19 protein-coding genes and 2 pseudogenes are annotated in these 21398 nt (G+C 64.3%); 12 read left to right on the top strand and 9 right to left on the bottom strand.

Annotated elements, in window-relative coordinates:
- Window positions 1–5 precede the first annotated feature (5 nt).
- A complete protein-coding gene (locus tag GXN78_RS12335; protein ID WP_106561245.1) occupies window positions 6–989 on the top strand; it encodes a tripartite tricarboxylate transporter substrate binding protein in 984 nt (327 codons plus the stop codon).
- Window positions 990–1728: 739 nt separating this feature from the next.
- Here GXN78_RS12335 and GXN78_RS12330 read toward each other — a convergent pair.
- A pseudogene (locus GXN78_RS12330) lies at window positions 1729–3439 on the bottom strand (IS1634 family transposase).
- Between the two features lie 439 nt (window positions 3440–3878).
- Here GXN78_RS12330 and GXN78_RS12325 point away from each other — a divergent pair.
- Window positions 3879–4772, top strand: a complete 894-nt coding sequence (locus GXN78_RS12325) for a pirin family protein (protein ID WP_106560851.1) — start codon at window positions 3879–3881, stop codon at window positions 4770–4772.
- A gap of 121 nt (window positions 4773–4893) precedes the next feature.
- Here the strand turns inward: GXN78_RS12325 and GXN78_RS12320 are convergent, their stop codons facing one another.
- Window positions 4894–5757: a LysR family transcriptional regulator gene (locus GXN78_RS12320; protein ID WP_164255435.1), complete on the bottom strand. Its 864-nt coding sequence runs from the start codon at window positions 5755–5757 to the stop codon at window positions 4894–4896.
- Between the two features lie 150 nt (window positions 5758–5907).
- On the opposite strand from GXN78_RS12320, the gene GXN78_RS12315 reads away from it, so the two are divergent.
- From GXN78_RS12315 to GXN78_RS12305, 3 genes and pseudogenes are all read left to right on the top strand, one after another.
- The gene (locus tag GXN78_RS12315; protein WP_106560849.1) at window positions 5908–6561 is read left to right on the top strand and encodes a hydrolase; all 654 of its coding nucleotides are present in this window, start codon (window positions 5908–5910) and stop codon (window positions 6559–6561) included.
- A 200-nt stretch (window positions 6562–6761) separates the two neighbouring features.
- Complete coding sequence (locus GXN78_RS12310; protein WP_106560848.1) at window positions 6762–7733, top strand: zinc-dependent alcohol dehydrogenase family protein; 972 nt, start codon at window positions 6762–6764, stop codon at window positions 7731–7733.
- Between the two features lie 134 nt (window positions 7734–7867).
- Window positions 7868–8475 (top strand): annotated as a pseudogene (locus tag GXN78_RS12305) (nucleotidyltransferase family protein).
- 93 nt (window positions 8476–8568) lie between these two features.
- On the opposite strand, the gene GXN78_RS12300 reads toward GXN78_RS12305, so the two are convergent.
- Both GXN78_RS12300 and GXN78_RS12295 read right to left on the bottom strand, forming a co-directional pair.
- Window positions 8569–9384 carry a hypothetical protein gene (locus GXN78_RS12300; RefSeq protein WP_106560847.1) on the bottom strand — a complete coding sequence of 272 codons (816 nt, stop codon included), beginning with the start codon at window positions 9382–9384 and terminating at the stop codon, window positions 8569–8571.
- A 53-nt stretch (window positions 9385–9437) separates the two neighbouring features.
- Window positions 9438–10112, bottom strand: coding sequence for a hypothetical protein (locus GXN78_RS12295; RefSeq protein WP_146163200.1), 675 nt, complete (start codon window positions 10110–10112; stop codon window positions 9438–9440).
- 602 nt (window positions 10113–10714) lie between these two features.
- On the opposite strand from GXN78_RS12295, the gene GXN78_RS12290 reads away from it, so the two are divergent.
- The 3 genes from GXN78_RS12290 to GXN78_RS12280 all read left to right on the top strand — a co-directional run bounded on the left by GXN78_RS12290 (window position 10715) and on the right by GXN78_RS12280 (window position 12852).
- Window positions 10715–11125: an SgcJ/EcaC family oxidoreductase gene (locus GXN78_RS12290; protein WP_106560854.1), complete on the top strand. Its 411-nt coding sequence runs from the start codon at window positions 10715–10717 to the stop codon at window positions 11123–11125.
- 84 nt (window positions 11126–11209) lie between these two features.
- Window positions 11210–12184, top strand: coding sequence for an ABC transporter substrate-binding protein (locus GXN78_RS12285; protein ID WP_164255434.1), 975 nt, complete (start codon window positions 11210–11212; stop codon window positions 12182–12184).
- Between the two features lie 74 nt (window positions 12185–12258).
- Window positions 12259–12852: a c-type cytochrome gene (locus GXN78_RS12280; RefSeq protein ID WP_106560844.1), complete on the top strand. Its 594-nt coding sequence runs from the start codon at window positions 12259–12261 to the stop codon at window positions 12850–12852.
- Between the two features lie 15 nt (window positions 12853–12867).
- Here the strand turns inward: GXN78_RS12280 and GXN78_RS12275 are convergent, their stop codons facing one another.
- The 4 genes from GXN78_RS12275 to GXN78_RS12260 are packed head-to-tail and all read right to left on the bottom strand — an operon-like array spanning window position 12868 to window position 16507.
- Window positions 12868–13368 carry an Lrp/AsnC family transcriptional regulator gene (locus GXN78_RS12275; RefSeq protein WP_106560843.1) on the bottom strand — a complete coding sequence of 167 codons (501 nt, stop codon included), beginning with the start codon at window positions 13366–13368 and terminating at the stop codon, window positions 12868–12870.
- A gap of 33 nt (window positions 13369–13401) precedes the next feature.
- Window positions 13402–14742, bottom strand: coding sequence for an aspartate aminotransferase family protein (locus tag GXN78_RS12270; protein ID WP_106560842.1), 1341 nt, complete (start codon window positions 14740–14742; stop codon window positions 13402–13404).
- On the bottom strand, window positions 14739–15842 hold the full coding sequence (locus GXN78_RS12265) for a phosphotransferase (protein WP_106560841.1): 1104 nt from the start codon (window positions 15840–15842) through the stop codon (window positions 14739–14741). The genes GXN78_RS12270 and GXN78_RS12265 overlap by 4 nt, the downstream gene beginning before the upstream one ends.
- Complete coding sequence (locus GXN78_RS12260) at window positions 15842–16507, bottom strand: haloacid dehalogenase type II (RefSeq protein ID WP_106560840.1); 666 nt, start codon at window positions 16505–16507, stop codon at window positions 15842–15844. The genes GXN78_RS12265 and GXN78_RS12260 overlap by 1 nt, the downstream gene beginning before the upstream one ends.
- Before the next feature lie 311 nt (window positions 16508–16818).
- Between GXN78_RS12260 and GXN78_RS12255 the strand changes: the two genes are divergently transcribed.
- The 4 genes from GXN78_RS12255 (at window position 16819) to GXN78_RS12240 (ending at window position 20764) form a co-directional block, all read left to right on the top strand.
- Window positions 16819–17022, top strand: coding sequence for a hypothetical protein (locus GXN78_RS12255; protein WP_239142682.1), 204 nt, complete (start codon window positions 16819–16821; stop codon window positions 17020–17022).
- Window positions 17023–17170: 148 nt separating this feature from the next.
- The gene (locus GXN78_RS12250; RefSeq protein ID WP_106560839.1) at window positions 17171–18652 is read left to right on the top strand and encodes an aldehyde dehydrogenase family protein; all 1482 of its coding nucleotides are present in this window, start codon (window positions 17171–17173) and stop codon (window positions 18650–18652) included.
- Window positions 18653–18697: 45 nt separating this feature from the next.
- Window positions 18698–19417, top strand: coding sequence for a cupin domain-containing protein (locus GXN78_RS12245; RefSeq protein ID WP_106560838.1), 720 nt, complete (start codon window positions 18698–18700; stop codon window positions 19415–19417).
- Between the two features lie 21 nt (window positions 19418–19438).
- A complete protein-coding gene (locus GXN78_RS12240; protein ID WP_106560837.1) occupies window positions 19439–20764 on the top strand; it encodes an FAD-binding oxidoreductase in 1326 nt (441 codons plus the stop codon).
- A gap of 381 nt (window positions 20765–21145) precedes the next feature.
- Here the strand turns inward: GXN78_RS12240 and GXN78_RS12235 are convergent, their stop codons facing one another.
- On the bottom strand, window positions 21146–21334 hold the full coding sequence (locus GXN78_RS12235) for a hypothetical protein (protein WP_146163199.1): 189 nt from the start codon (window positions 21332–21334) through the stop codon (window positions 21146–21148).
- Between the last annotated feature and the right edge of the window lie 64 nt (window positions 21335–21398).

Here is a 21398-nt window from a genome sequence, read left to right as displayed (position 1 = left end):
ACAACATGAAAGCCATCACCCGTACTGCCGCTTCGGCCCTCTTTCTCGCCGGCGCCGCGCTTGCCGCCGCCACCGGTGCGCAGGCCCAGCAGGATTACCCCTCGCGCCCCATCAAGTGGATCGTGCCTTACCTCGCCGGCACCGCGCCCGACACCACCGTGCGCATCACCGGCGACGCCATGTCGAAGATCCTGGGCCAGCCCGTCGTCATCGAGAACCGCGGCGGCGTGGCCGGCAACCTGGGCGCGCAGCTCGCCGCCAAGGCGCCTTCAGACGGCTACACCTGGGTCTATTCGGGCTCGCCCATGGCGACCAACATGCGCATGTACCGCAACCCGGGCTTCGACGTCATGAAGGACTTCGTCCACGTGGGCCGCATCAGCCAGTCCGACTCCGTGATCGTGGTGAACCCCGACTCGGGCATCGCGAGCGTCAAGGAGCTCATCGAGCGCATGCGCAAGAGCCCGGGCAAGCTGGCTTATGCCTCCGGCGGCGTCGGCAGCCCGTCGCACATGGGCGCCGAGCTCCTGCTCGCCGCCACCGGCGCCCAGGCCCTGCACGTGCCGTACAAGGGCGCCTCGGAGTCCACCAATGCGGTCGCCGGCAAGCAGGTCGACTTTGCCATTGCGCTCGTCAGCCCCTCGCTGCCGCACATCCAGGGCGGCAAGCTCAGGCCCCTGGCCGTGCTCTCGCCCAAGCGCAACGCGCGCCTCGACAAGGTGCCCACCCTCGCCGAGGCCGGCATCCCCGGCATTGCGCTCGTCTCCTTCGGCGGTCTGGCGGTGCCCAAGGGCACGCCGGGCCCGGTGGTGCACAAGGTGCGCGATGCGCTCGCGAAGGCGCTTGCCATGCCTGAGGTGCGCGAGAAGCTCGAGGCCTCCGGCGCGTCCGTCGTGCCCAGCACGCCGGAGGAGTTTGCGCAGAGCCTGCAGGCGGAGATTGCGCTGACGGAGAAGCTGATGAAGGCAGCGAACATCGAGGCGCAGTAGGTGCAAGCAGCGCCGGGCCGAGTGCCTGCGCGGCGCGCATCGCGGCCGCGACATCGCTAGGATGCGTGTGTGCCACTGCCTCCCGTCACCGATGCGTACTCGGCCCGCAAGGTCTTGCGAGAGATCGAGGGCCGGCTTCGGGCCGAGGGCGTCGAGGGGTTTCGGGAACCGCCGGAGGAACCTACCAGCTGCTGCGGGCGGGGGTGCGAAGGTGCGTGGGAAGGCTACGCTTCGCGGCGGTGGGGTGGTGGCGGGATGATGCGCTGGAGTTGTTGGGGCGCGAGCGAGGCTGATTGATCTGGTGCGTGCGCAGCTGGCCGGTGGCGAAGAATTGCTTCAACACGACGCCTGCGGATGCGGCGGAGGCGGTGCAGAGGGTGGGTGCTGCCTCACGCGCGACTGCTCCTCTGACGATCATGTGATGTTCTTGCCGGCGCGGACCTCGAGCGCCATCCAACCCGATGGGGTGATCTCGCTCACCACAACGCCGGGTTGCGGGAAGCCGCCTCGTATGTCGAAGACGACCTGCATCACCGCCTTGGCTTGGCCTGCGTGAACTAAAGCGCAGATGGCTTCGATGTCTTCATCGTCCGTGAGGACGAGCGGGAGGCATGAATCGCGGCCCTCTGCGCAAGGTGCGGCGGTCCGACGGCACCTAGGCCGAAGTTCCTGAAGCCGTCGAGCGAGTTTGCCTTTGCACGACAAGCACTTGGCGTGAGTTCGGGAGTCCGGCTTCTGTCTACAACCGGATCTGCTGGATGAGGTTGAGCGCTCGCTGCTGCTGCACGTTGGGTGTAGTGAGCACCTCGAAGGTCGGCGCGTCGGCCCCGGCGTTGGGCGTGCGACAGGTGTTGCGCACGATGGTGGCGAGTTCGGCCATGAGGGTCGAGAAGCTATGCACCGGCGTGCCGTCATCCAGCATGTGGCGGGCCACCTTGGCCAGCGCCGCCTTGGATCGCGTAGCCGGCGCCACCGGGTCACGCGCGGCCTTGGCCTGTTGATCCGTGTCGGCGAACATCAGCGGCGCCCAAGCCTCGCGCATGTGCCACTCGACGTAGTAGGCCAGCATGCACAGGAAGATGTGCGCGCGCACCCGATCAGCGGTGCGGTGGTGGATCGGGCGCACCTTCAGATCGATCGTCTTGAGCGAGCGGAACGCGCGCTCGACGTTGGCGAGCGCCAGCAGCGGTTGCGCACGCACTGGGACGCGTCCATCTGCGTCGTTGGCACCGAGTGCGGATGATGTAAATGCCGTCCAGTGCCGCCTCGGCAGCGATGGCGTCTGTCTTGCGTGCGAAGGTGAAGGCGTTGTCGCCAATCACCAGCTCAGGGTGCTTGGCGACCTTGTACTGGTTGACGACCTTGCCCACGCGCAAGCCGATCTCGTCGCGCCCAGCCAGCTTGAGTGCATCCACCCGGGCCTTGATCTTCTGCAGATTGGCCTCGGTGGCGGCGAGCAGGTCCTCGCGCTGTGCGTGCGCAGCTTGGCGAGTTCCGGATTGCGGCACGCCACCAGGCGCTCGCCCGGGTAGTCCGGCGAGCTCAGTTCAAGCAGGTTGCGCTCGTCGAACAAACCAAACTGCAGGTGGCCCTGCTCGACCAGCGCGCGAATCGAGACGCTCTTCAGCGCACTGATCCAGCCCCACGCCTCGGACTCGCGCATCTCCTGGATCGCCTTGTTGGAGATCATGCCGCGGTCACCCCACCATCACCAGTTGCTCGACGCCGAACTCCTCGCGCAGCCGCTTGACCTCAGGCAGCAAGGTCAGGCTGTCGGCCACATTGCCCCTCGTACACCACACGGCCAGCGGGCAGCCCCGCGCATCGGTGAGCAGGCCGTAGTTGACCTGCAGCAGGCCCTTCTTGCCGTCGCGGCTATAGCCGAGCCTGGCCAGAGGGCAACTGCTGCCCTCGAAGTAGCTCGACGATAGGTCGTACAGCACCAGGGCGCCGGCCCTCAAGTCGTGACGCGCGGTGAGCTTCTTCTGGATCGTGGCCTGGCGCGCGAGCAGCCAGTCCATCGCCGCGTACAGGTCGTCCTCGTCGGCGTCGGCGACACCGAAGTCCTCGGCCAGCGTCGTGGTGTGCCACCAGCGCGTGGTGGCCAACTTGGTATGCGGCGCTGCGATGCGCGAGGCCACCATGGCCAGTACCAGGTCGCGCTCGCGGCAGGGCTTGGAGGCAAGCACCGAGGCGAAGCCCAGCCGCTGCATAGCCTCGCCAACGGCTTGCATATGGCCATGCGAACGCGACGCGGTGATCTCCAAGCACTGCGTGAGCGGCTGCAAGGCCTCGCCGCGCAGGGCTGCTCGAATGGCTTCGATCTGCGCGGCCGACAGGCTCGACAGATTGGCCAGCGTGCGCTTGCCGACCTTGGAGCCCTCGCGGTAGGACTCGCGCAGCAGCACGGTGGGCGGTGAGCCACGATTCGGCACGACATGGATGTGCATGCCTACATTAATAGGTCAAATACAAGCGAATATCAAGTAAATAACATGCCTACATTTTGGAACACATGAGGCCGCTCAACTCGTTGATTTCAAAGGGGTTACCGGCCAAAAGGCCGCAGGGTGACCGAGGAACTTCGGCCTAGATCCCTGCTCTCGATGGCTGCTTTGAGATGCGACTTGAACACCACGAGAGTGTCCAGGCGTTCGCACCTGGAGTACACACACTATCGGTTTGATATGAGAACGGGCCTTCGTGCACAGCCGGGCTCCTACGTCTGCTTCGTACTCGACCCCGACGACAACAATATTGAAGGTGTTGTGTCGAGGACGTGCGAGCGCGCCATCGGTGTTTCGTATTTCGCAACTCTGAAGTCGCCATTCCGGGGCTATCGGCACATGGGTCCCGAACCTACTATTGCGGTACACAAGGAGTGGACTCATGCAATCCATCGCTACCCAAACCAGAAGCATCGTCTATCGCACCCGCGGACACAGTCATGGCGGGATCACGCGCCTGATGAGCCCATCCGACTTGGGTGAGAGCCTCAAGCCGTTCGTTTTTCTGGACATCTTCAACATGGAGCGTCCGATGCTCGACGCGATGCGCGCTGGCGCCGGCATGTCGATCCATCCTCACTCGGGGATCGCGACCGTGACCGTGCTCACCGAGGGCCGGATGAAGTTCGACGACCCGTCGTCTGGAACCGGCACGCTGTCGTACGGAGGTGTGGAATGGTTGCGCGCAGGCAGTGGCGTGTGGCATGGCAAGGAGCTCACGCCGGACAACGTGTCGCTCGTCCAGGGCTTTCAGCTTTGGGTCGCACTGGCCCCAGACCTGGAAAACGGTGAGCCGGAAAGCCGCTATATCGAGTCGGAGGGCATTCCGTCCGCTGGGCCGGCCCGAGTCATTCTTGGGGAATACGCCGGGGTGCGCAGCCCAACGCCGGCACCCGCAGGCATGAATTACTTGCTGGTAACGCTGAAGGCCGGCGCATCCTGGAGCTACCAGCCGCCAGCTGGCCATACGGTAGGCTGGCTGGCCGTGGCAAAGGGAACGCTGGAAGCCGAGGCCTCTGTGCGCACGGGCGACATGGTGATCTTCGAGGATGGAGAGGTCGCAATCACCGTGCAGGCAGGGCCAGGTGGCGATGCGGTGTTCGTGCTGGCATCGGCCATCCCGCACCCGCATGAACTGCACCTTGGCAACTATTCAGTGCATACGTCCGCGCAGGCGCTGCAAACCGGCGAAGGTCGCATTGAAGAACTGCGCCAGCGCATGGTCGCGGCGGGAAGCCGGCGCACGAGCACCGGCAACGTGCCGGTGTTCCGCTGACATGTCATCCTGACTTTTGGATCGCCGATGCTCATGGCTGCAGAGGGCTTTTGAAGCCACGGGCAACCGATGATATCGACGATGCTCCTGCAGACAACGCCAGCTCTCCACGATCCGGCAGCTAATCGCAGTACTCGACCAGGAGCTCGGTCAGGACGCGTATTTTCCTCGCGGGATGTTGGCCGGGCGGTCGGATGACATAGGCACCTGCCGGGGGCGGTGGATAGCGTTTCATGATCGGCACAAGTGCACCTGCGACCACGTACTCATGAGTGATCCAATCGGGCAAGTACGCGATCCCGAGTCCTGCTACTGCAGCGGCGACCAACGCCGGGCCGTTATCGGCTTTGAAGCGCCCGTGCGGTCGAACGGTGACGATCCGGTCGCCATCCATCAACTGCCAAGCTTCCGTTCCCTGCATCAGCGCCTCATGGCTACCAAGCTCCTCCGGGGTTTCGGGCGACCCGTGAGCTTCGACGTAGCCCGGACTCGCAACAAGCTTCCCGTAAATCCGGCCAATGCTTCTCGCCACCAGGTTGGAATCCTCTAGATAGCCAACCCGTATCGCACAGTCATAACCTTCGGCGATGAGATCAACAAAACGATCGCTGTAGCAGGTCTGGATGTGCAGGTGAGGGTGGCGTCGTGCCATTTCAGCGAGCATGTGAGCGAAGTGGGTCGGGCCGAACGTCAGAGGCACGGCGATTCGCAGGCGGCCACGAAGGTCGCCTGCAGGCAGGATCGTTTCCCTGGCCACGTCGATCTCGGTGCAGATTCTGGCTGCGTAGTCCCGGAACGTGGCACCAGCTTCCGTGAGCGCGGCCCCGCGCGTAGACCGCGTGAGAAGCTGAACACCGAGATCCTCTTCAAGGCGGGCCAGCCTTCGGCTCACCATGGACTTGGAAATGCCCAGTCGAACGGCAGCAGCCGAAACTCCCCCGGCCTGAGCGAGTTCGACGAATGTGCGTAGATCCTCGATCTCCACGTTAGCGTTCCTCATTGCGCGACACAGCTCGCCCAAAGATGGTACTACCGCTCGATGAACAGGAACGCAACACTTGAGGAAGGCACATCGCCACAGGCGTCTCCTCGCCGCGAACCAATCCCGCTTACAGCGGCAACAAAGGAATCAGCAATGACTTTTCGCAACGGCCTCTCTTCACTTCTCCGCCCCGAAGATTCGGTTCTCGTCTTGATCGACCACCAGCCTTACCAGCTTGCGAACCTGAACAGTCACGAACCGCAGATGGTCATCAACAACACGGTGGGGTTGGCGAAGGCGGCCAAGGCCTTCGGCGTCCCGACCATCCTGACCAGCGTCATCGCTGAACGAGGAGGGCTTCTGTTCCCCCAGATCACCGATGTGTTCCCCGGCCAGGAGGTCATCGACCGTACGTTCATCAACACCTGGCAGGACAAGAAGGCGGTGGACGCGGTCAAGGCAACAGGCCGCAAGCAGCTGATCATTGCTGGTTTGTGGACCGAGGTGTGCGTCGCGATGCCGACCATCCAGGCGCTCGGTGAAGGTTGGGATGTCACCGTCGTCACCGACGCGTCCGGCGGCGTTTCCGTCGAGGCTCATCAGGTTGCCATCCAGCGGATGGTTGCGGCTGGCGCCAACATGATGACCTGGCTCGCGGTTGCTTCCGAGTGGCAGCGCGACTGGGCCCGGACCGAGAGCGCTGCAGAAATGACGAAAGTGATTACGCAACATGCAGGCAGCAGCGGCATCGCGTTCCTCTGGGAGCAGCAGTTGCTCAACACGCCTGTGCCTGCCAACGCAGGCTGATCTTTGGAATGGGATGAAGGCATTGAGCAATGCGTCGTGAACGCTGATCGGTAGAGGGCCTTCAGCCCTTTCGACCTGCGTACCCCTCAATGAGTCGCTTGCCCTGCCGATGTTCGACATCGTTGAAGCACATCCCGGCATATCGTGAGGGCTCTTCACGGGTCACACGGCAATTTTTTGTCCCTCATGGAGATACAAAAATGAAAGCGATGGTTCTGAATAAGTTTGGTGGCACTGACAGCTTCGAGCTGCAGGAAGTGGTGGTCCCTGAAGCCAGTACAGGTGAATTGTTGGTGCGTGTGCTCGCCACAGCCATTAACCCGCTCGACTACCAAATCCGCCGGGGCGACTATCCGGCATATGTTCCTCTGCCCGCCGTCATCGGCCATGACGTCTCCGGCGTCGTGGAAAAGGTGGGCCCTGGTGTGGCCGACTTCGCGGTGGGAGACGAGGTGTTCTACACACCGCAGATCTTTGGTCCGAAAGGAGGCTCCTACGCCCAGTACAACGTCGTGCCGGAAGCGTTGGTGACCAGCAAGCCTGCAAACTTGACGCACGAGGAAGCGGCCTCCACGACCCTCGTCGGGGGAACAGCGTGGGAGGCCCTTGTCACACGGGCGAGGTTGCATCCGGCCGAGTCTGTGCTGATCCATGGCGGAGCCGGTGGTGTTGGCTCGATCGCGGTTCAACTGGCCAAGGCGATGGGCGCAACTGTGTACACGACTTGCAGGAACCGTGATCTGGCGTTCGTTCGCGAGCTGGGTGCAGACCACGCTATCGACTTCACGAGTCAGGACTACATCGCGGAGATCGCCGGCCTGACCGAGAAGAAGGGCGTGAACTTGGTGTTCGACACGATCGGAGGGATGACTTTGAGCCAGTCGCCTCATGTGCTCAGCGACGCGGGCCGTATCGTGTCGATCGTTGACCTGGCCACGCCCCAGAACCTTGTCGCGGCATGGGGCGTGAATGCCGAATACCACTTTGTCTTCACCCGCCAGAATCGGGGCAAATTGCTCGCGCTCAAGACGCTGCTGGAAAGCGGCCGCGTCCGCCCGATCATCGGGGCGAGGTTCTCACTCCACCAGATCCCGCAGGCGCACGCCGTCTTGGAACGCGGTGAAGTCGATGGCAAGCCTTTGCACGGGAAAGTAGTGATTTCCGTTGCTTGATCGACGCATGCGCCTGCGGGTCGAGCAAATTTCAAACGATGGGCAAGGAGTCAGTGGGTGCAGACGACCGACTGCAGGCAGTCTAAAGCCGCCATCCGACCCTCGACACAATGCCCATTTGCCTCCCGATTGCGATGCAAGCGCGCGTTTTCACCGACATCCTCAGCAACGCCCATAACCGTGCAATCCTCGACCGCTGGAGCGCGCTGGCCCTTCCCGACGGTTGGCTGGTCGCCGGCTGCCTGTTCCAGACGGTGTGGAACTTGCAGGCCGGCCGTGCGCCGGAGGCGGACATCAAGGACTACGACCTGTTCTACTTCGACGCCGGCGACACGAGCGAGGCCGTCGAGCGTGACGCGCAGGCCCGCACGCACGAAGTGCTGGGCGATCTCGGCGTGACCATCAAAGCGTCGAACCAGGCGCGCGTTCACCTCTGGTACGAATCGCACTTCGGTCAGCCCTATGCCGGGGCATGCGCAGCGTGCGTGACGGCATCGACCGCTTCCTGGTTCCCGCCACCTGTGTCGGTGTCCGACCCGGCGAACTCTACGCACCCAATGGCCTTACGCTGCTGTACGACGGTGTGTTGGCGATGAACCCGTTGATGCCGCATCGCGATCTGTTCGAGCGCAAGGCAGCGTCGTACCGCGCGCGTTGGCCGTGGCTGCGGATCCCGACTGACGCCGCTCACGCATCGAAGAGTCGAAACGGATCAAACCCACCAACGATGCACCCACGATGAGGGTCTTGTCAGTCCGTGAAGTGCTTCCGATGTTCAAAGCAATTGACCAGTCCAACACGGAGCTCGCCCAACGCGCAGCGCAATTGAAAGGCGTCAAGTCGGAATCGGCAACCCAGGCCTTCCAGTCACTCGACCAATGTGTGCAAACAAGTCGTTCATGTCGCGCGCGTTCTCCCATTGGAGAAGCGTTTCGCAGTAGCCCCCTAACAGATCTTTCGCGTCCCCAAGCAGTGGACTATCGATGCCGGCGATGATCGCGAATCGAGCAGAGCTCTCGCTTGCCTTTCTGGCCATGTCCAGCGTCAATGCCTTGGAGCGAGCATCATTCTTCTTGGCGTAGGCATTGCTGGTTCGAAGATCCAACGTCTCGATCACGTGCAGTTGCCCGTTCTGCATCGCGAACTCCGCGGTTGTCATGGGGCCGAGCGGGTGGCGCTCGACAACCTCATGTTTCAGGATATCCTTTCCCAGCCATCCTTTGCTGTTGAAGGCGATCTTCAAGTCAACATGCAAGCGCGAGACTTCATACCGTTCCCGCAGGCTCTTCTGGGGAGCCGCGACCAGATTGCGCAACGCGAGCGCGACACGGAGCAAATACTCCTCCTCCGAGGCATATGAGAACCGCCCCATGCTGCTCGACAAGGTCCACTGGCCGAAACTGCGGATGAAGCCAGCTGCGGCTTCCGCGTCCATGTTGCACACAAGCCGGGGAAGGCCGAGCTCCCAGGACCTCACGGCTTCCAGGTCCACCGTAGGATCGATTGAGCGCAGCTTCTTCAGGTCCTCTCCAAGATGAACTCGCACGCCGCCTTCGTCGATGAAGCAGACGATCCCGATGTGGACGTGCTCGGTCCGATGCGGTCGGGGGTAGTGGGAGAGAACGCCGTACTGGGCAATTCGCTTGTTCATGGTGTTAACAGAGCGACGACATGGTCGCTGCGTTCCGCCTTGTTCGCGTCCCACTAGACGGCGGCCGCGTCGATATCGAAGTTTCCGCGCCACTCGACTGGCGCCGCATTGAGGATAAGGGCGATCTTGTCGCCTGTGATCTCGCATGCACGGCCAAGTTTCGCCTTCAAAGCGCTCAGGTCGTGCAGCTTCTGATTCACGAGCCAGTTCCATGATGACCAACTCTTGCTCTCCCGGGGCCATGGCCACGGAGAGAAGATGCGGGTGCGGGACCGGTCGAAGGCGAGCGCCCTGAGCCTTGCCCCGGTATCTACGAAGAGCATGTTTCGAAAGTGCCGGTCTTCATTGGGCATGAATGCATCGAGCGCGAACATCCCGGAAATGTCTACTCTCGTCTCGTGGACCCATGTCGTGAATTGAGCATCGGAAACCCGTCCGGGTGAGAATTGTCGCGCGTTGCTTTCCCACTGAGAGCCAAACGCCAAGCTGCCGTCAATCCGAACGACGACCGAGTAGGCTGGAGTCAAGACGCCAATCTGGGCGCAAAGGTGATAGCACAGCCATTCGGTCAGCGGCAGTAGTGGGTTGCATGTCTCGACTGTCTTCAGCGCATAGCGCCTGTCCTGCTCGTCCGATCCGGTCCATAGCAGGTCTTTATCCAAGCTACGTTCATATGGCCGTTCGTCGACCAGTTGCACTGGAAGCAGCGAGATTTGACGTTCGCTCACCCTAACCTCCTTGGTGGCCCAATTCAAGCAACCGCCACTTCCCTGGACGACCGCGCGCTCGGATACTACACGGGCGCCCAAAGCAAATCGATGCCCACCTAGCCCAGCGCCGAAGCGTAGTATGGGTGGACTTCCATTTGTCGACGAGGTGATTCAGTGACAGCTCGGCGAGCGTTCATCGGCAGCGTTGCGGGTGGCCTTCTTGCCTCGCCTTCGTCACCTCCGCGCAGCAGCGCACGAACCCGCCCCGGATCGGAATTCTCGGCGGCACCTACGGGACAGCTTGGGACGGGTTCGAGCACCACGGGGTCAAGGTCAATCTGAACTGGTCCCTCTGACCTCCTGCAATTTCTCGGCGCTGGGAGCGCCAAATCGTCCTCGACCTGACCCATCCCGGAGAGGCCTTTCATCCAGCGTCGCCAGCCTCAGCATCCGAGCCGCCTTGCCGACTTACCTGTTTAAGGGTATATCGGCATACGTGAGGCATCCACCTTGTTTTCGTACGGTCGAGTCGCAGGCCGGAAGGAGCGCCCGTGAAGAAAGCCACCGTGTTTTCGCTTTTGGCCGCGGGCACCCTGCTCGCCGGTTGCGCCTCGAATCCGATGGGCTCCACATCTGCACGAACTGAGACCTGCAAGGCAACCAGCGAGCAAGAGGTCGCCGCATTGTTCGACCGCTGGAACCAGTCATTGCAAACCGGCGACCCGCGCAAGGTGATTGCAAACTACGCGGATAAATCCGTTCTGCTTCCTACCGTATCCAACACCCCGCGTTTCAATGCGGCGCAAAAGCAAGACTACTTCGAGCACTTTCTCAAAGACAAGCCGTTCGGCCGTATCGACTCCAGAACCATAGAGATCGGCTGCACCACGGCAGTGGATGCGGGTCTGTATACCTTCACCTTCGCCAGGACCGGTGCCGTAGTCAAGGCGCGGTACACCTATACCTACAAGTGGGACGGTAACAGGTGGCTGATCACCAGCCACCATTCTTCGGCCATGCCGGAGAAGTAAAGGGGCTGGCGCACGCACCGCTCTGCGTGCGTGTTGGGTTAGTCCGCAATCCGCTGGACTTCCATTTGTCGACGAGGTGATTCAGTGACAGATCGGCGAGCGTTCATCGGCAGGGTTGCGGGTGGCCTTCTTGCCTCGCCCCTCGTCACCTTCGCGCAGCAGCACGCGAACCCGCCCCGGATCGGGATTCTCGGCAGCACCTACGGGACAGCTTGGGATGCCTTTCGCCGAGTACTTCGCGAACTGGGCTACGTCGAAGGCCGCAATATCACCATCGAGTGGCGATGGGCGGAAGGGAAGGCTGATCGGTTTCCCGAGCTTGCTACCGAGCTCGTCGAACTGAAGGTGGACCTCATCGTCACATCGAGCACGCAGGCGGCCCTGGCCGCCAAGCAGGCGACAAGCGCCATCCCGATCGTCATGGCGATCTCCTCTTATCCCGAAAAAATGGGCCTCGCCGAGAGCCTCGCGCGCCCGAGCGGCAACATCACGGGATTCAGCAACGTCGCGCCGGAACTCATAGGCAAGCGTCTCGAACTGCTCAAGGCGATCGCACCCAAGGTCTCCCGTGTCGCCGTGCTGTGGAATCCGGTGAGCCGGATCGAGACATACGGATTCCGGGAGATGCTGGCGGGTGCTGCTGTGGTCGGCGTGGAGATCCAGACCATCGAGGTGCGTACGCCAGACGACTACCCCGCGGCCTTCGCGACCCTGACTGCCAGCCGAGCAGATGCCTTGCACGCCTTCGGCAATCCAGTCAGCTTCAAGCACCCGCAGCTGATTGCCGACTTCGCGTTGAGGAGCCTGCTCCCGAGCAGCTACGACGAGAAGCTGTTCGTTGACGCGGGCGGTCTTCTATCGTATGGGCCAAGCTTCATCGATCTCTTTCAACGCGCCGCAGGCTACGTCGACAAGATCCTCAAGGGTGCAAAACCAGGCGACCTGCCGATCCAGCAGCCAACAAAATTCGAGTTCGTGATCAACTCGAAAACGGCGAAAGCGTTGGGCCTGACGGTACCCAGTTCGCTGCTGGTGCTCGCAGACGAGGTCATTCAGTGACTCACAGCCGTGCCGCGCACCCAATTTCTGCAGGCTATTGCGCGACGTGCGTAAACGCCGACCCGGCACGCGACATGATCGCCGATCGTGCTCGGCAGGCAGCTGCAGCCGCTGCGCTGGTGGGCTGCCTGCTGGCCGCGCACGGCACGGCGGCCGCCGATGCTGCAGCTGGCGCGCGGCTCTCCGCGGCGCGCTGTGCATCTTGCCATTCGTCGACCGAAACGATCCACTCGACGGTGCCGTTGCTCGAAGGGCAGCCGAAGGCCTACTTCATTGCACAGTGGCGTGCATTCCGCGAGCGCAAACGTACTGCCCCGGTGATGGTGAACCTCGCCGGGGAGTTGAGCGAGAAGGACGTCGCCGACCTCGCCGAACACTATGCGGCACTGGCGCCCCCACCGGCCGCCCTAGCATCCGGCAGCGATACCGGACGCGCATTGGCCGATCGCTTGCGATGTGCCGCCTGCCACGGTTCGGCGTTGCGGGGGACTCACGCCGGCGCGGCACGACTCGCTGGGCAAAAGGTGCAATACACCACCTGGTCGTTGCAGTTGATGCGCAGCGGCACGCGGTCGCACGGAACCGCCGCGAAGCCGGATCCGCTGCTTGCCGACCTCAGCAACGCGGAGATCGAGTCGCTGGCAGCGCACTTGGCTTCGCTGCGCTGACCTCGCCCACGACCATCACTCCCACCGTTTCTGGGTCGCGATGATGCGCAGCGGATACCCGCGCCGGTCCAGCGACTGGCGCAGGACGATCCGGCTGGCGAAGCGCTCGATGCCGATGTCGTCTTCCAGCATCTTTTCCATCAGCGCCTGAAAATAGCCGACGCCGGGCGCCACGATCTTCAGCAGGTAGTCGTAACCGCCGCTGACGTTGTAGCACTCGACGATCTCCTCGTACTGCCGGGCGGCTTCCTCGAATTTGCGGAAATCATGCGGTCGGTGGCTGCTGATGGTGACCTCCGAGAACACGATGACGTGGTCCCCCAGCTTTTCCAGCGCGATGTCGGCGCTGTAGCCGCGGATCAGCCCGGTCTCCTGCAGCCGCTTGGTGCGCAGAAGACACGGGCTGGGGCTGAGGCCTACCGACTCGGCCAGATCGACGTTCGAGCAGCGCCCCTCGCGCTGGAGATGCACCAGGATCTTGAGGTCGAACCGGTCGAACAACACTGCTGATCTCATGGGGCGATCGTACTTTCAAGTCGATCCCGGCGACTAACGCTGCGCCTGGGTGAGCGATTCGTCGAGCGCCTCGATAACCATGCCGGCCTGTTCCGCCGACAGCACCAGCGGCGGACGGATCTTGAGCACGTTGTGCCCCTGGGCGCACGCGCTGAGCAGCACGCCTTTGTCGCGCATCAGATTGACCACCCGGCTGGTAAGGCCGCGGTCCGGCGCCCGCGTCGTCCGGTCCGACACGAGCTCGACACCCACGAAGAGCCCCGCCCCCCGTACGTCGCCGATGGCCTCGTGCTTCGCGACGAGCCCGGCGATGCCGTCGAGCAGCACCTTGCCGATCTTGGCTGCATGCGGCACCAGTCGGTCCCGTTCAATGGTCTCCAGCACAGCCAGGGCCGCTGCGCAGGAGACCGTGTTGCCGGCGAAGGTGTTGAAGTAGCGGGAGTTCTTGCCGAATTCCGCCAGGGCGTCGGCTGTCGCGAGGAGGCCCGCGATCGGCTGGCCGTTGCCCATCGGTTTGCCCATGGTGACGATGTCGGGAACGAGGCCGTGGCGCTGGAACCCCCACATGTGCTCGCCGGTGCGGCCGAAGCCCGGCTGCACCTCGTCGGCGATGAACAGGCCGCCAGCGCGCTTGATCGCCTCCACGGCGCCCTTCAGGAAGCCCGCAGGCTCGGGCAGGATGCCGTCGCTGGTGAAAAGCGAATCGACGATCAAGGCCGCCGGCTTGATACCGTGGCGCTGCAGGTCGGCAATCGCCGCCTCGACGTCGCGCGTGAAGCGCTCGCCGAGGTCGGCGCCTTCGGCGTGGTACTGGCGCGGCGCCGACACCAGGCGAACGTGCGGACCGAGGTCGACGGTCACGCCCAGCGATGGCGAGAACTGCGACACGGCGTCGGTGATGCCGTGGTAGGCCGTGTCGGTGACGATCACACCCGTGCCGCCCGTGCGCACCTTGGCGATGCGATACGCCAGGTCGTTGGCCTCGCTGCCGGTGCAAGTCAGCATCAGATGGGCCAGGTCAGTTCCGGGCACGCTGGCGAGCAGGCGCTCGGCCAGTTCGAGGATGGTGTCGTGGAGGTATCGCGTGTTGGTCGCAAGCGTGTTCACCTGGCGGCAGATCGCCTCGGTCACTGCGGGGTGGCAGTGACCGAGCGAGGTGACGTTGTTGTAGACGTCGAGGTAGCGGCGGCCTTCCGGGTCGATCAGCCACACGCCATCACCCCGCACGATGTGCAGCGGGTGTTCGTACATCAGCCGGTAGGCCGGGCCGAGCAGCGCATTGCGCCGCTCGATCATTGCCTCGGTGGCGGGCCCCACATTGGCACGGCCGGGGATGTAGGCGTTGACCATGTTGAAGTCAGCGGTGGCTTTCATGAGGAGGTTCCGTTTCGTGTTGGGGTCAATAAGCGGTCGCGCGCGTCGTGGCGGGAGAGGTCCGCCATCTGCGACAGTGCCTCCCAGGCCGCGGGGTTGTGGCGCATGATGTAGGCGCGGTTCTCGGGATAGCGCAGGGCGCGCCACTCCGATATCAATGCCGTGATGAGGTGGCGCGACGCCATGAGGTCGGCGACGACGTCCTGCTCCAGCTCGGTCAGCGGCAGGACGGCCTGGTAGGCGCCGACGAACTGCGCCGGTCCCTCGAACGGGTCGGCGCTGCCGGTCATGTGGAAGGCGGCAGCCGTCGCCACCTCGCCGACCAGTGGCGCATGGAGCATGTCGCCGAAGTCGATGATGCCGGTGATGCGCGCCTGGTCGTCCGGCGCGACCAGCACGTTGTAGAGGTGATAGTCGTTGTGGATCACCTGCGCCCTCAACGACGCAAGGCGGGGCAGCACATGGTCGGTGAACCGCATCATGAACGACCGGGCCAGCGCGCGTCGTGGTCCTTCAACCAGGCTGTCGAGCTGGACAGTCAGCCGGTGCGCGGCCGACACATTCCACAGCAGGTCGTGCGTGGCCGCAGGGTGAGTGAAGCCTCGCAGGGCAAGGTTCAGTTCAGCTAAACCCTTGCCCATTGCCACGCGCTGAGCGGCGGTGCGCGGTGTCTCCCGGATCTGGATGCCATCCAGGTAGGTGAGCATGCGCACGGTGGTCTGGGCGCCATCGGCGAGCGCCACGGTGTCACGCGCGCGGCCGTCCAGAGTCCGCACGACGCGGGGGACGGGCTGGCTGGGCGATGTGCGGGCGATGTGCTCAAGGGCGGCGATCTGGAAATCGACCAGCGACACCGACTCGGAGGGGTTGCTGATCTTGAACACGTAGCGCGTGCCGTCGGCGGATTCCACGGCGCAATTCTGGTCGCGCTCGCCAGCTAGAGACTTCACACTGCCGTCGATGCCATAGAGGCGCGCCACCAGCGCCTGCACCTCGGCTGGCGCCAGGTCGGGCGCTGGGGTGCTCAGCGCAGCGGCCTCGCTCGCGCCGCCCTCAGGCGTCGCCCCCTGAGGTCCAAGGTGGGGGTCGAGCATGAGCATCAGAGTCCGAGCAGTGCAGGAAGCTGGCGAACGTCTGTCAAGCGGCTCACGCCGTATTCGGTCGACGTGGGTTCGTGACCCCGGTCGATGAAGGCCTTGGCCATGAAGCCCAGGTCGGACGCCGTCATCAGGTCATATCGGAAGCTCGACGAGACATGCATCATCTGATCGGGCCCGCAGCCGAGCTGGTCGAACATGTATTCGAACGTCTGCATGCGCGGCTTGTACGCGCGTGCTTCCTCGGCGGTGTAGACCGCGTGGAAAGGGGCCTTGAGGTGCGCGACGCTGTGAGGGATGAGGTCGACCATCGAGTTCGACAGGATCACCAGCGGCACGTGCCGCGCGATCGCCTCCAGCGCCTCCACCACGTTCGGGTGCGGCTGCCAGGTTGGCACCGCGTCGTACAGAGCGAGCGCATCCGATGCCAGGCATTCGATGCCATGCGCCTTGCAGGCACGCTGGATGGCGTTCTCCACCACGTCGTAAAAGGGCTTCCAGTCGCCCAGTACCTCGTCGAGGCGATAGGCGCGGAAACTGTCCAGAAAGGCCGGCATCCGGTCGGCCGACACGCGGTCCTTGAACAGGACTTTTGCCGTCGGGCCCATCTCGAAGTTGATGAGCGTTCCATAGCAATCGAAGCTGATAAATTTTGGTTTGAAGATCATGGGTCCACCTGCTGCGTTGAGATGGAATAAGTCTAGGGTTGCCCCCCTTACAGGAGATGCCATATCGCAGCAGAACCCAAGCAGTTTCTTTGTCAATCCGGAGGGGGGCTGGCATTTCTGAGTGGTGCTGTTCGCGGGTACCGGATCAACGTGGCCGGATACTTCTGCAGCGTCCGTTGCTGCGACACGATGCGCTGTCGGAAGCTCGCAATCAAACATTTCCCACCTTTCATGGCATCTGCTTCGGCATCACCGCCGCAGTGCTTTCTTTAGCATAGGCCACCATCCGATCAACGCGATCAAGGTTTCACATGTCCAAGCTTCTTGTCCCCTTCAACTTCGACCAACTCGGCGACCCGCGTGAATATCGCCCGCCGGCAGAACGCGTCATCGAGGGCGATGTCGTATGCCGCAACTGGGACATCGACAGTGCGAAAGACGGCAAAGTGCGTGCAGGGGTATTCGCGTTCCAACTGCTCGGTCGAGATCAACTTGCGCACGCCCGCGAGCGATGAGCGCCGCTACCTTCGTACCTGCTCACATTAAGGTCTCCTTAGCTTTCGCTTTGTCGACCGTTAACCACCTGGGCCGCCTTGCGGCCGATACTTGCTGCCAGGAAGTCGGCTTGGCAAACCCCGTCGCCGCTGCAAAGGATAGCCCCGCATGAACACCGCCATCATCGAGCGCCTCGCCATCGACGGCCGTCTGGATCGCATCTTCATCGGCGGCGAGTGGGTCTTGCCTGCAGGGCAGGCCCGCAGTGCGGTCATCGACCCATCGACCGAAGAACCCGTCGCGGAGATCGCATTGGGCAACGCACAAGACGTTGCCACGGCCGTGGCGGCGGCGCGGCGCGCCTTGGCGACCTGGTCGGTGAGTTCGCCAAAGAGCAGGGCCGCGCTTCTCGACCGCGTCCACGGCCTGGTCCTGGAGCGGGCCGAGGCGTTTGCCCTGGCGATCTCGCAGGAGATGGGCTGCGCCATCAGCGTGGCGCGCGCCGCACAGGTGCCGATTGCGGCGGAGCACGTCCGCGTGGCCCGAGACCTCGCGGGCAGCTATCCCTTTGTCACGCATCGAGGCAACACCGCCATCATGCGCGAGGCCATCGGCGTGTGCGGCCTGATCACCCCCTGGAACTGGCCGCTCTACCAGATCACCGCGAAGGTGGGCCCCGCGCTGGCGGCGGGCTGCACCGTCGTCCTGAAGCCCAGCGAGCTGTCGCCCCTGAGCGCCTTTCTGTTCGCTGAATTGATGCACGACGCCGGCGTTCCCGCGGGTGTGTTCAACCTCGTCAATGGCGAAGGGCCGGAGGCCGGCGCTGCGCTGGCTACGCACCCTGACGTGGACATGATCTCGATCACCGGCTCCACGCGGGCCGGCGTCCTGGTGGCGCAGGCAGCCGCGCCGACCGTCAAGCGCGTGGCCCAGGAACTGGGCGGCAAGTCGCCCAACGTCATCCTGCCCGATGCTGATTTCGCACGCGCCATACCGGCCGCGGTGGCGGCGGGTTTGCGCAACGTCGGCCAGTCCTGCAGCGCCCCCACCCGCATGATCGTGCCCCGCGAACGCCTCGCGGACGTCGAGCGCATCGCGTGCGAGGCGGCATCCGCGCTTGTCGTGGGCGATCCGCGTTTGCCGCAGACCACGCATGGCCCGGTAGCCAACCGCGCGCAGTTCAACCGCGTGCAGGAAATGATAGGCGTCGGCATCGCCGAAGGCGCTCGCCTCGTCTGCGGCGGCCCCGGTCGCCCGCAGGGGCTGGAGCGCGGTTACTACGTGCGCCCGACTCTCTTTTCCGACGTGCGGCCGCAGATGCGGATCGCGCAGGAGGAGATCTTCGGCCCGGTGCTGGCCATCATTCCCTACGACAGCGTCGACGAGGCCGTCGCGATCGCCAACGGCACGGTCTATGGCCTGGGCGCCCACGTCCAGGGCCAGGACCTCGCTGCCGCTCGCGCGGTGGCTGCGCGAATCCGTTCCGGGCAGGTGCACATCAACAACCCGCCCTGGCGTCCCGATGCGCCCTTCGGCGGCTACAAGCGCTCGGGCAACGGACGCGAATACGGCGTCGAAGGCCTGGAGGAATACCTCGAGACCAAGGCCATCCTCGGCTACCTGGATGGCCCCGCGGCCAGTGCCGCTTGAGGGCGCCAACGCAATGAATACCCGCAACTCAAAGGACCAACGACCATGACCGTAGCCCTGCTGCTGCACCGCGCCGACGGCGCGCCGCTGTCGACCTCTTTCCGCAAGGCCGCCTTCGGCGCAGCCGATCCTTTCGCTCGCGATCGCGAGATTGCCTGGGAAGGACCGGACTCGATGAGCGCGGGCCGCGTCAACTTCATCGGCGATCTCGATGTCGCGCGCTTTCCCCACACCGAGACCATCGTCGTCTTGGACGGAGAGCTCAGCCTGACGGCGGCCGGCGGGGCGCCGCTCGTGCTTGGCCCCGGTGAAGGGGCCGTCATCGCTCGTGGCACGGCAGTTCGCATACTGACCGGATCGCGCACGCTGTTCGTGTCCTGCGCGGCAGCGGCAGAGGGGCCGAACAACTCCGGCATCACGCCGCTGCGCGCCGACGCCGCCTTCAAGCCGTCCACGCCGCCGCCGGCCGAGACGCTGCTGGGCCTGCCCCCTCAATGCCGCAGCGACAACGTCTTCACCGATGAGCAGGCGGAGTACCGCGCGGGCACCTGGGATTCGACGCCCTACCACCGCGTCGTTCGCCCGCATCGCCTCAACGAGTTCATGTACCTGCTGGCCGGCGGTGTGCGATTCGCCAGCCCCGATGGCAGCGTGCTGTCGGCAAACGCCGGCGATGCGCTCTTCGTCGCGCAGGGCGCGCCGATCGGGTGGGAGAGCAGCGAGCGCGTCGCCAAGTTCTACGTCGTGCAGAGCGTGCAGTCCTGAAACGACGACCGAGCTCCAGCCATGTCACAGCCACTGCGCCTTGTCGAGACTTCGCCCAACCCGCCGGCCCGTGCCGACGTCGTCGTGATCGGCGGCGGGATCATCGGTGTGTTTACCGCGTATTACCTGGCCCGGCGTGGGCTTTCGGTCGCCGTGGTTGAAAAGGGCCGCATCGGCGCCGAGCAATCGAGCCGCAACTGGGGCTGGTGCCGCCAGCAGAATCGCGACGCCCGCGAACTGCCGATGGCGACCCGGAGCCTTGAGCTGTGGGAGCAATTTGCCGCCGACACCGGCGAAGACACGGGCTTCTCCCGCTGCGGATTGTTGTATCTCAGCGATGACGAATCCGAACTGGCGCGCTGGGCCCGCTGGCGCGATTTCGCAAAGACGGCGGGCGTGACCACGCACATGCTGAGCGGCCGGCAGGCCTCGCAGCGGGGTCAGGCGACCGGCCGCGCATGGAAAGGCGGCGTGTTCTCGCCCAGCGACGGCACTGCCGATCCCGCCAAGGCGGCGCCTGCCGTGGCAGCCGCGCTGATGAAGCTGGGCGGCAGCGTCCACCAGAACTGCGCAGCACGGGGCATCGAGCTCGAGGGCGGCCGGGTCAGCGGCGTGGTCACCGAAGCGGGGACCATCAAGACCCGCACGGCTGTTCTCGCAGGTGGTGCGTGGGCGTCCTCGTTCTGCCACCAGCTCGGCGTGCGGTTTCCGCTCGCCACGGTGCGCCAATCCATCGTGCGCGTGTCCCCGCTGGAACAGCGCCTGCCGGACGCCCTGGCGGGCCCGGGTGTCGCCGTCACCCGGCGCCCCGACGGCAGCCACATACTGGCCATCAGCGGCCGTGGGCGCGTGGACCCAACGCCGCAGCTGATGCGCTTCGCGCCGCAGTTCGTGCCCATGTTCGCCAAGCGCTGGCGCAATGTGTTTCCCGGCGGCCTGGAAGGCATCCGGTGGGGTCATGAAACCCGCGCGCGATGGAAGCTGGACGCGCCCACGCCCATGGAGCGGGCGCGCATCCTCGATCCCAAGCCCGACCCGGCGGGCGTGCGCGAGACCCACCGCCGTGCCGTCGACTTGTTGCCCGCACTTGGCAAGGCTCCCATCGCCAGTGCCTGGGCGGGTTACATCGACAGCACGCCCGACGGCGTCCCCGGCGTCGGAGAAGTGCCGGAGGTGCCCGGATTCATCCTGGCCGCGGGCTTTTCCGGGCACGGCTTCGGCATCGGTCCAGGCGCCGGCCACCTGATCGCCGACCTGGTCACCGGCGCAGAGCCGATCTTCGATCCCGCTTCTTTCCGACCTGACCGGTTCAACAAGTCGGCGTGGGGCAAGGTGGCTGATTTCTAGAGACTGCAAGAAAGTCGCAAGCGACTTACCCCGCACGCGCCAGCACGGAGCAAGAGTCGTCTTTCAGCTCGCTGCGCAGCCGATCCGCCTCGGCAATGAGGGCATCGACAGCGCGCTGGTTCCGGGCGAGCAGGAGGCGGTCGCCACCGAGCGTGCCTGCCGCTTGCTGCACCCCGCCAATCGGCCGCCGCGCTCCGCTGTCGTGGAGGTTCGCGAATGGATCGTGGAGGAGATGCGGTCGGACGTGATCGCGATCGACCGGATGTACCCCGCGCTGCAGCTTTCGAAGCTGGCGGGCTGTGCATAGGCCGCGTCGGCCGTGGGCCTCACGCGCTTCGCTGCTGCCTCAGACCGAGCGCTAGCTTGGCACCCGCACCCACCTCAGCCCGCCACCCAGAACATGCCCGACACGCCGATGAGGGCTCCGGCCGCGCCGATCATGACGCCCGCCACGACAGGTCCCAGGACATTCGACAGGGCCAGCCCGATAGCCAGCCAGGCAAGCGCCTTCCGCTGCGCCGCCATCCGCGCGCCGGTCACGCATGCGTTGAGGAACAGCTGGGCGAGCATCAGTCGCGCCAGCTCGCTGCCTTGGCCCTGGGGCCCAGGCAGCCGCGGTTCGCCCATCAAAGCC

Origin of the sequence: Variovorax sp. WS11, from assembly GCF_010499245.1 — a bacterium.
In the GTDB taxonomy this organism is placed as follows: Bacteria; Pseudomonadota; Gammaproteobacteria; order Burkholderiales; family Burkholderiaceae_C; genus Variovorax.
The sequence above is the reverse complement of the archived record's forward strand: the minus strand, read 5'-3'. Positions and strand labels throughout refer to the sequence as shown.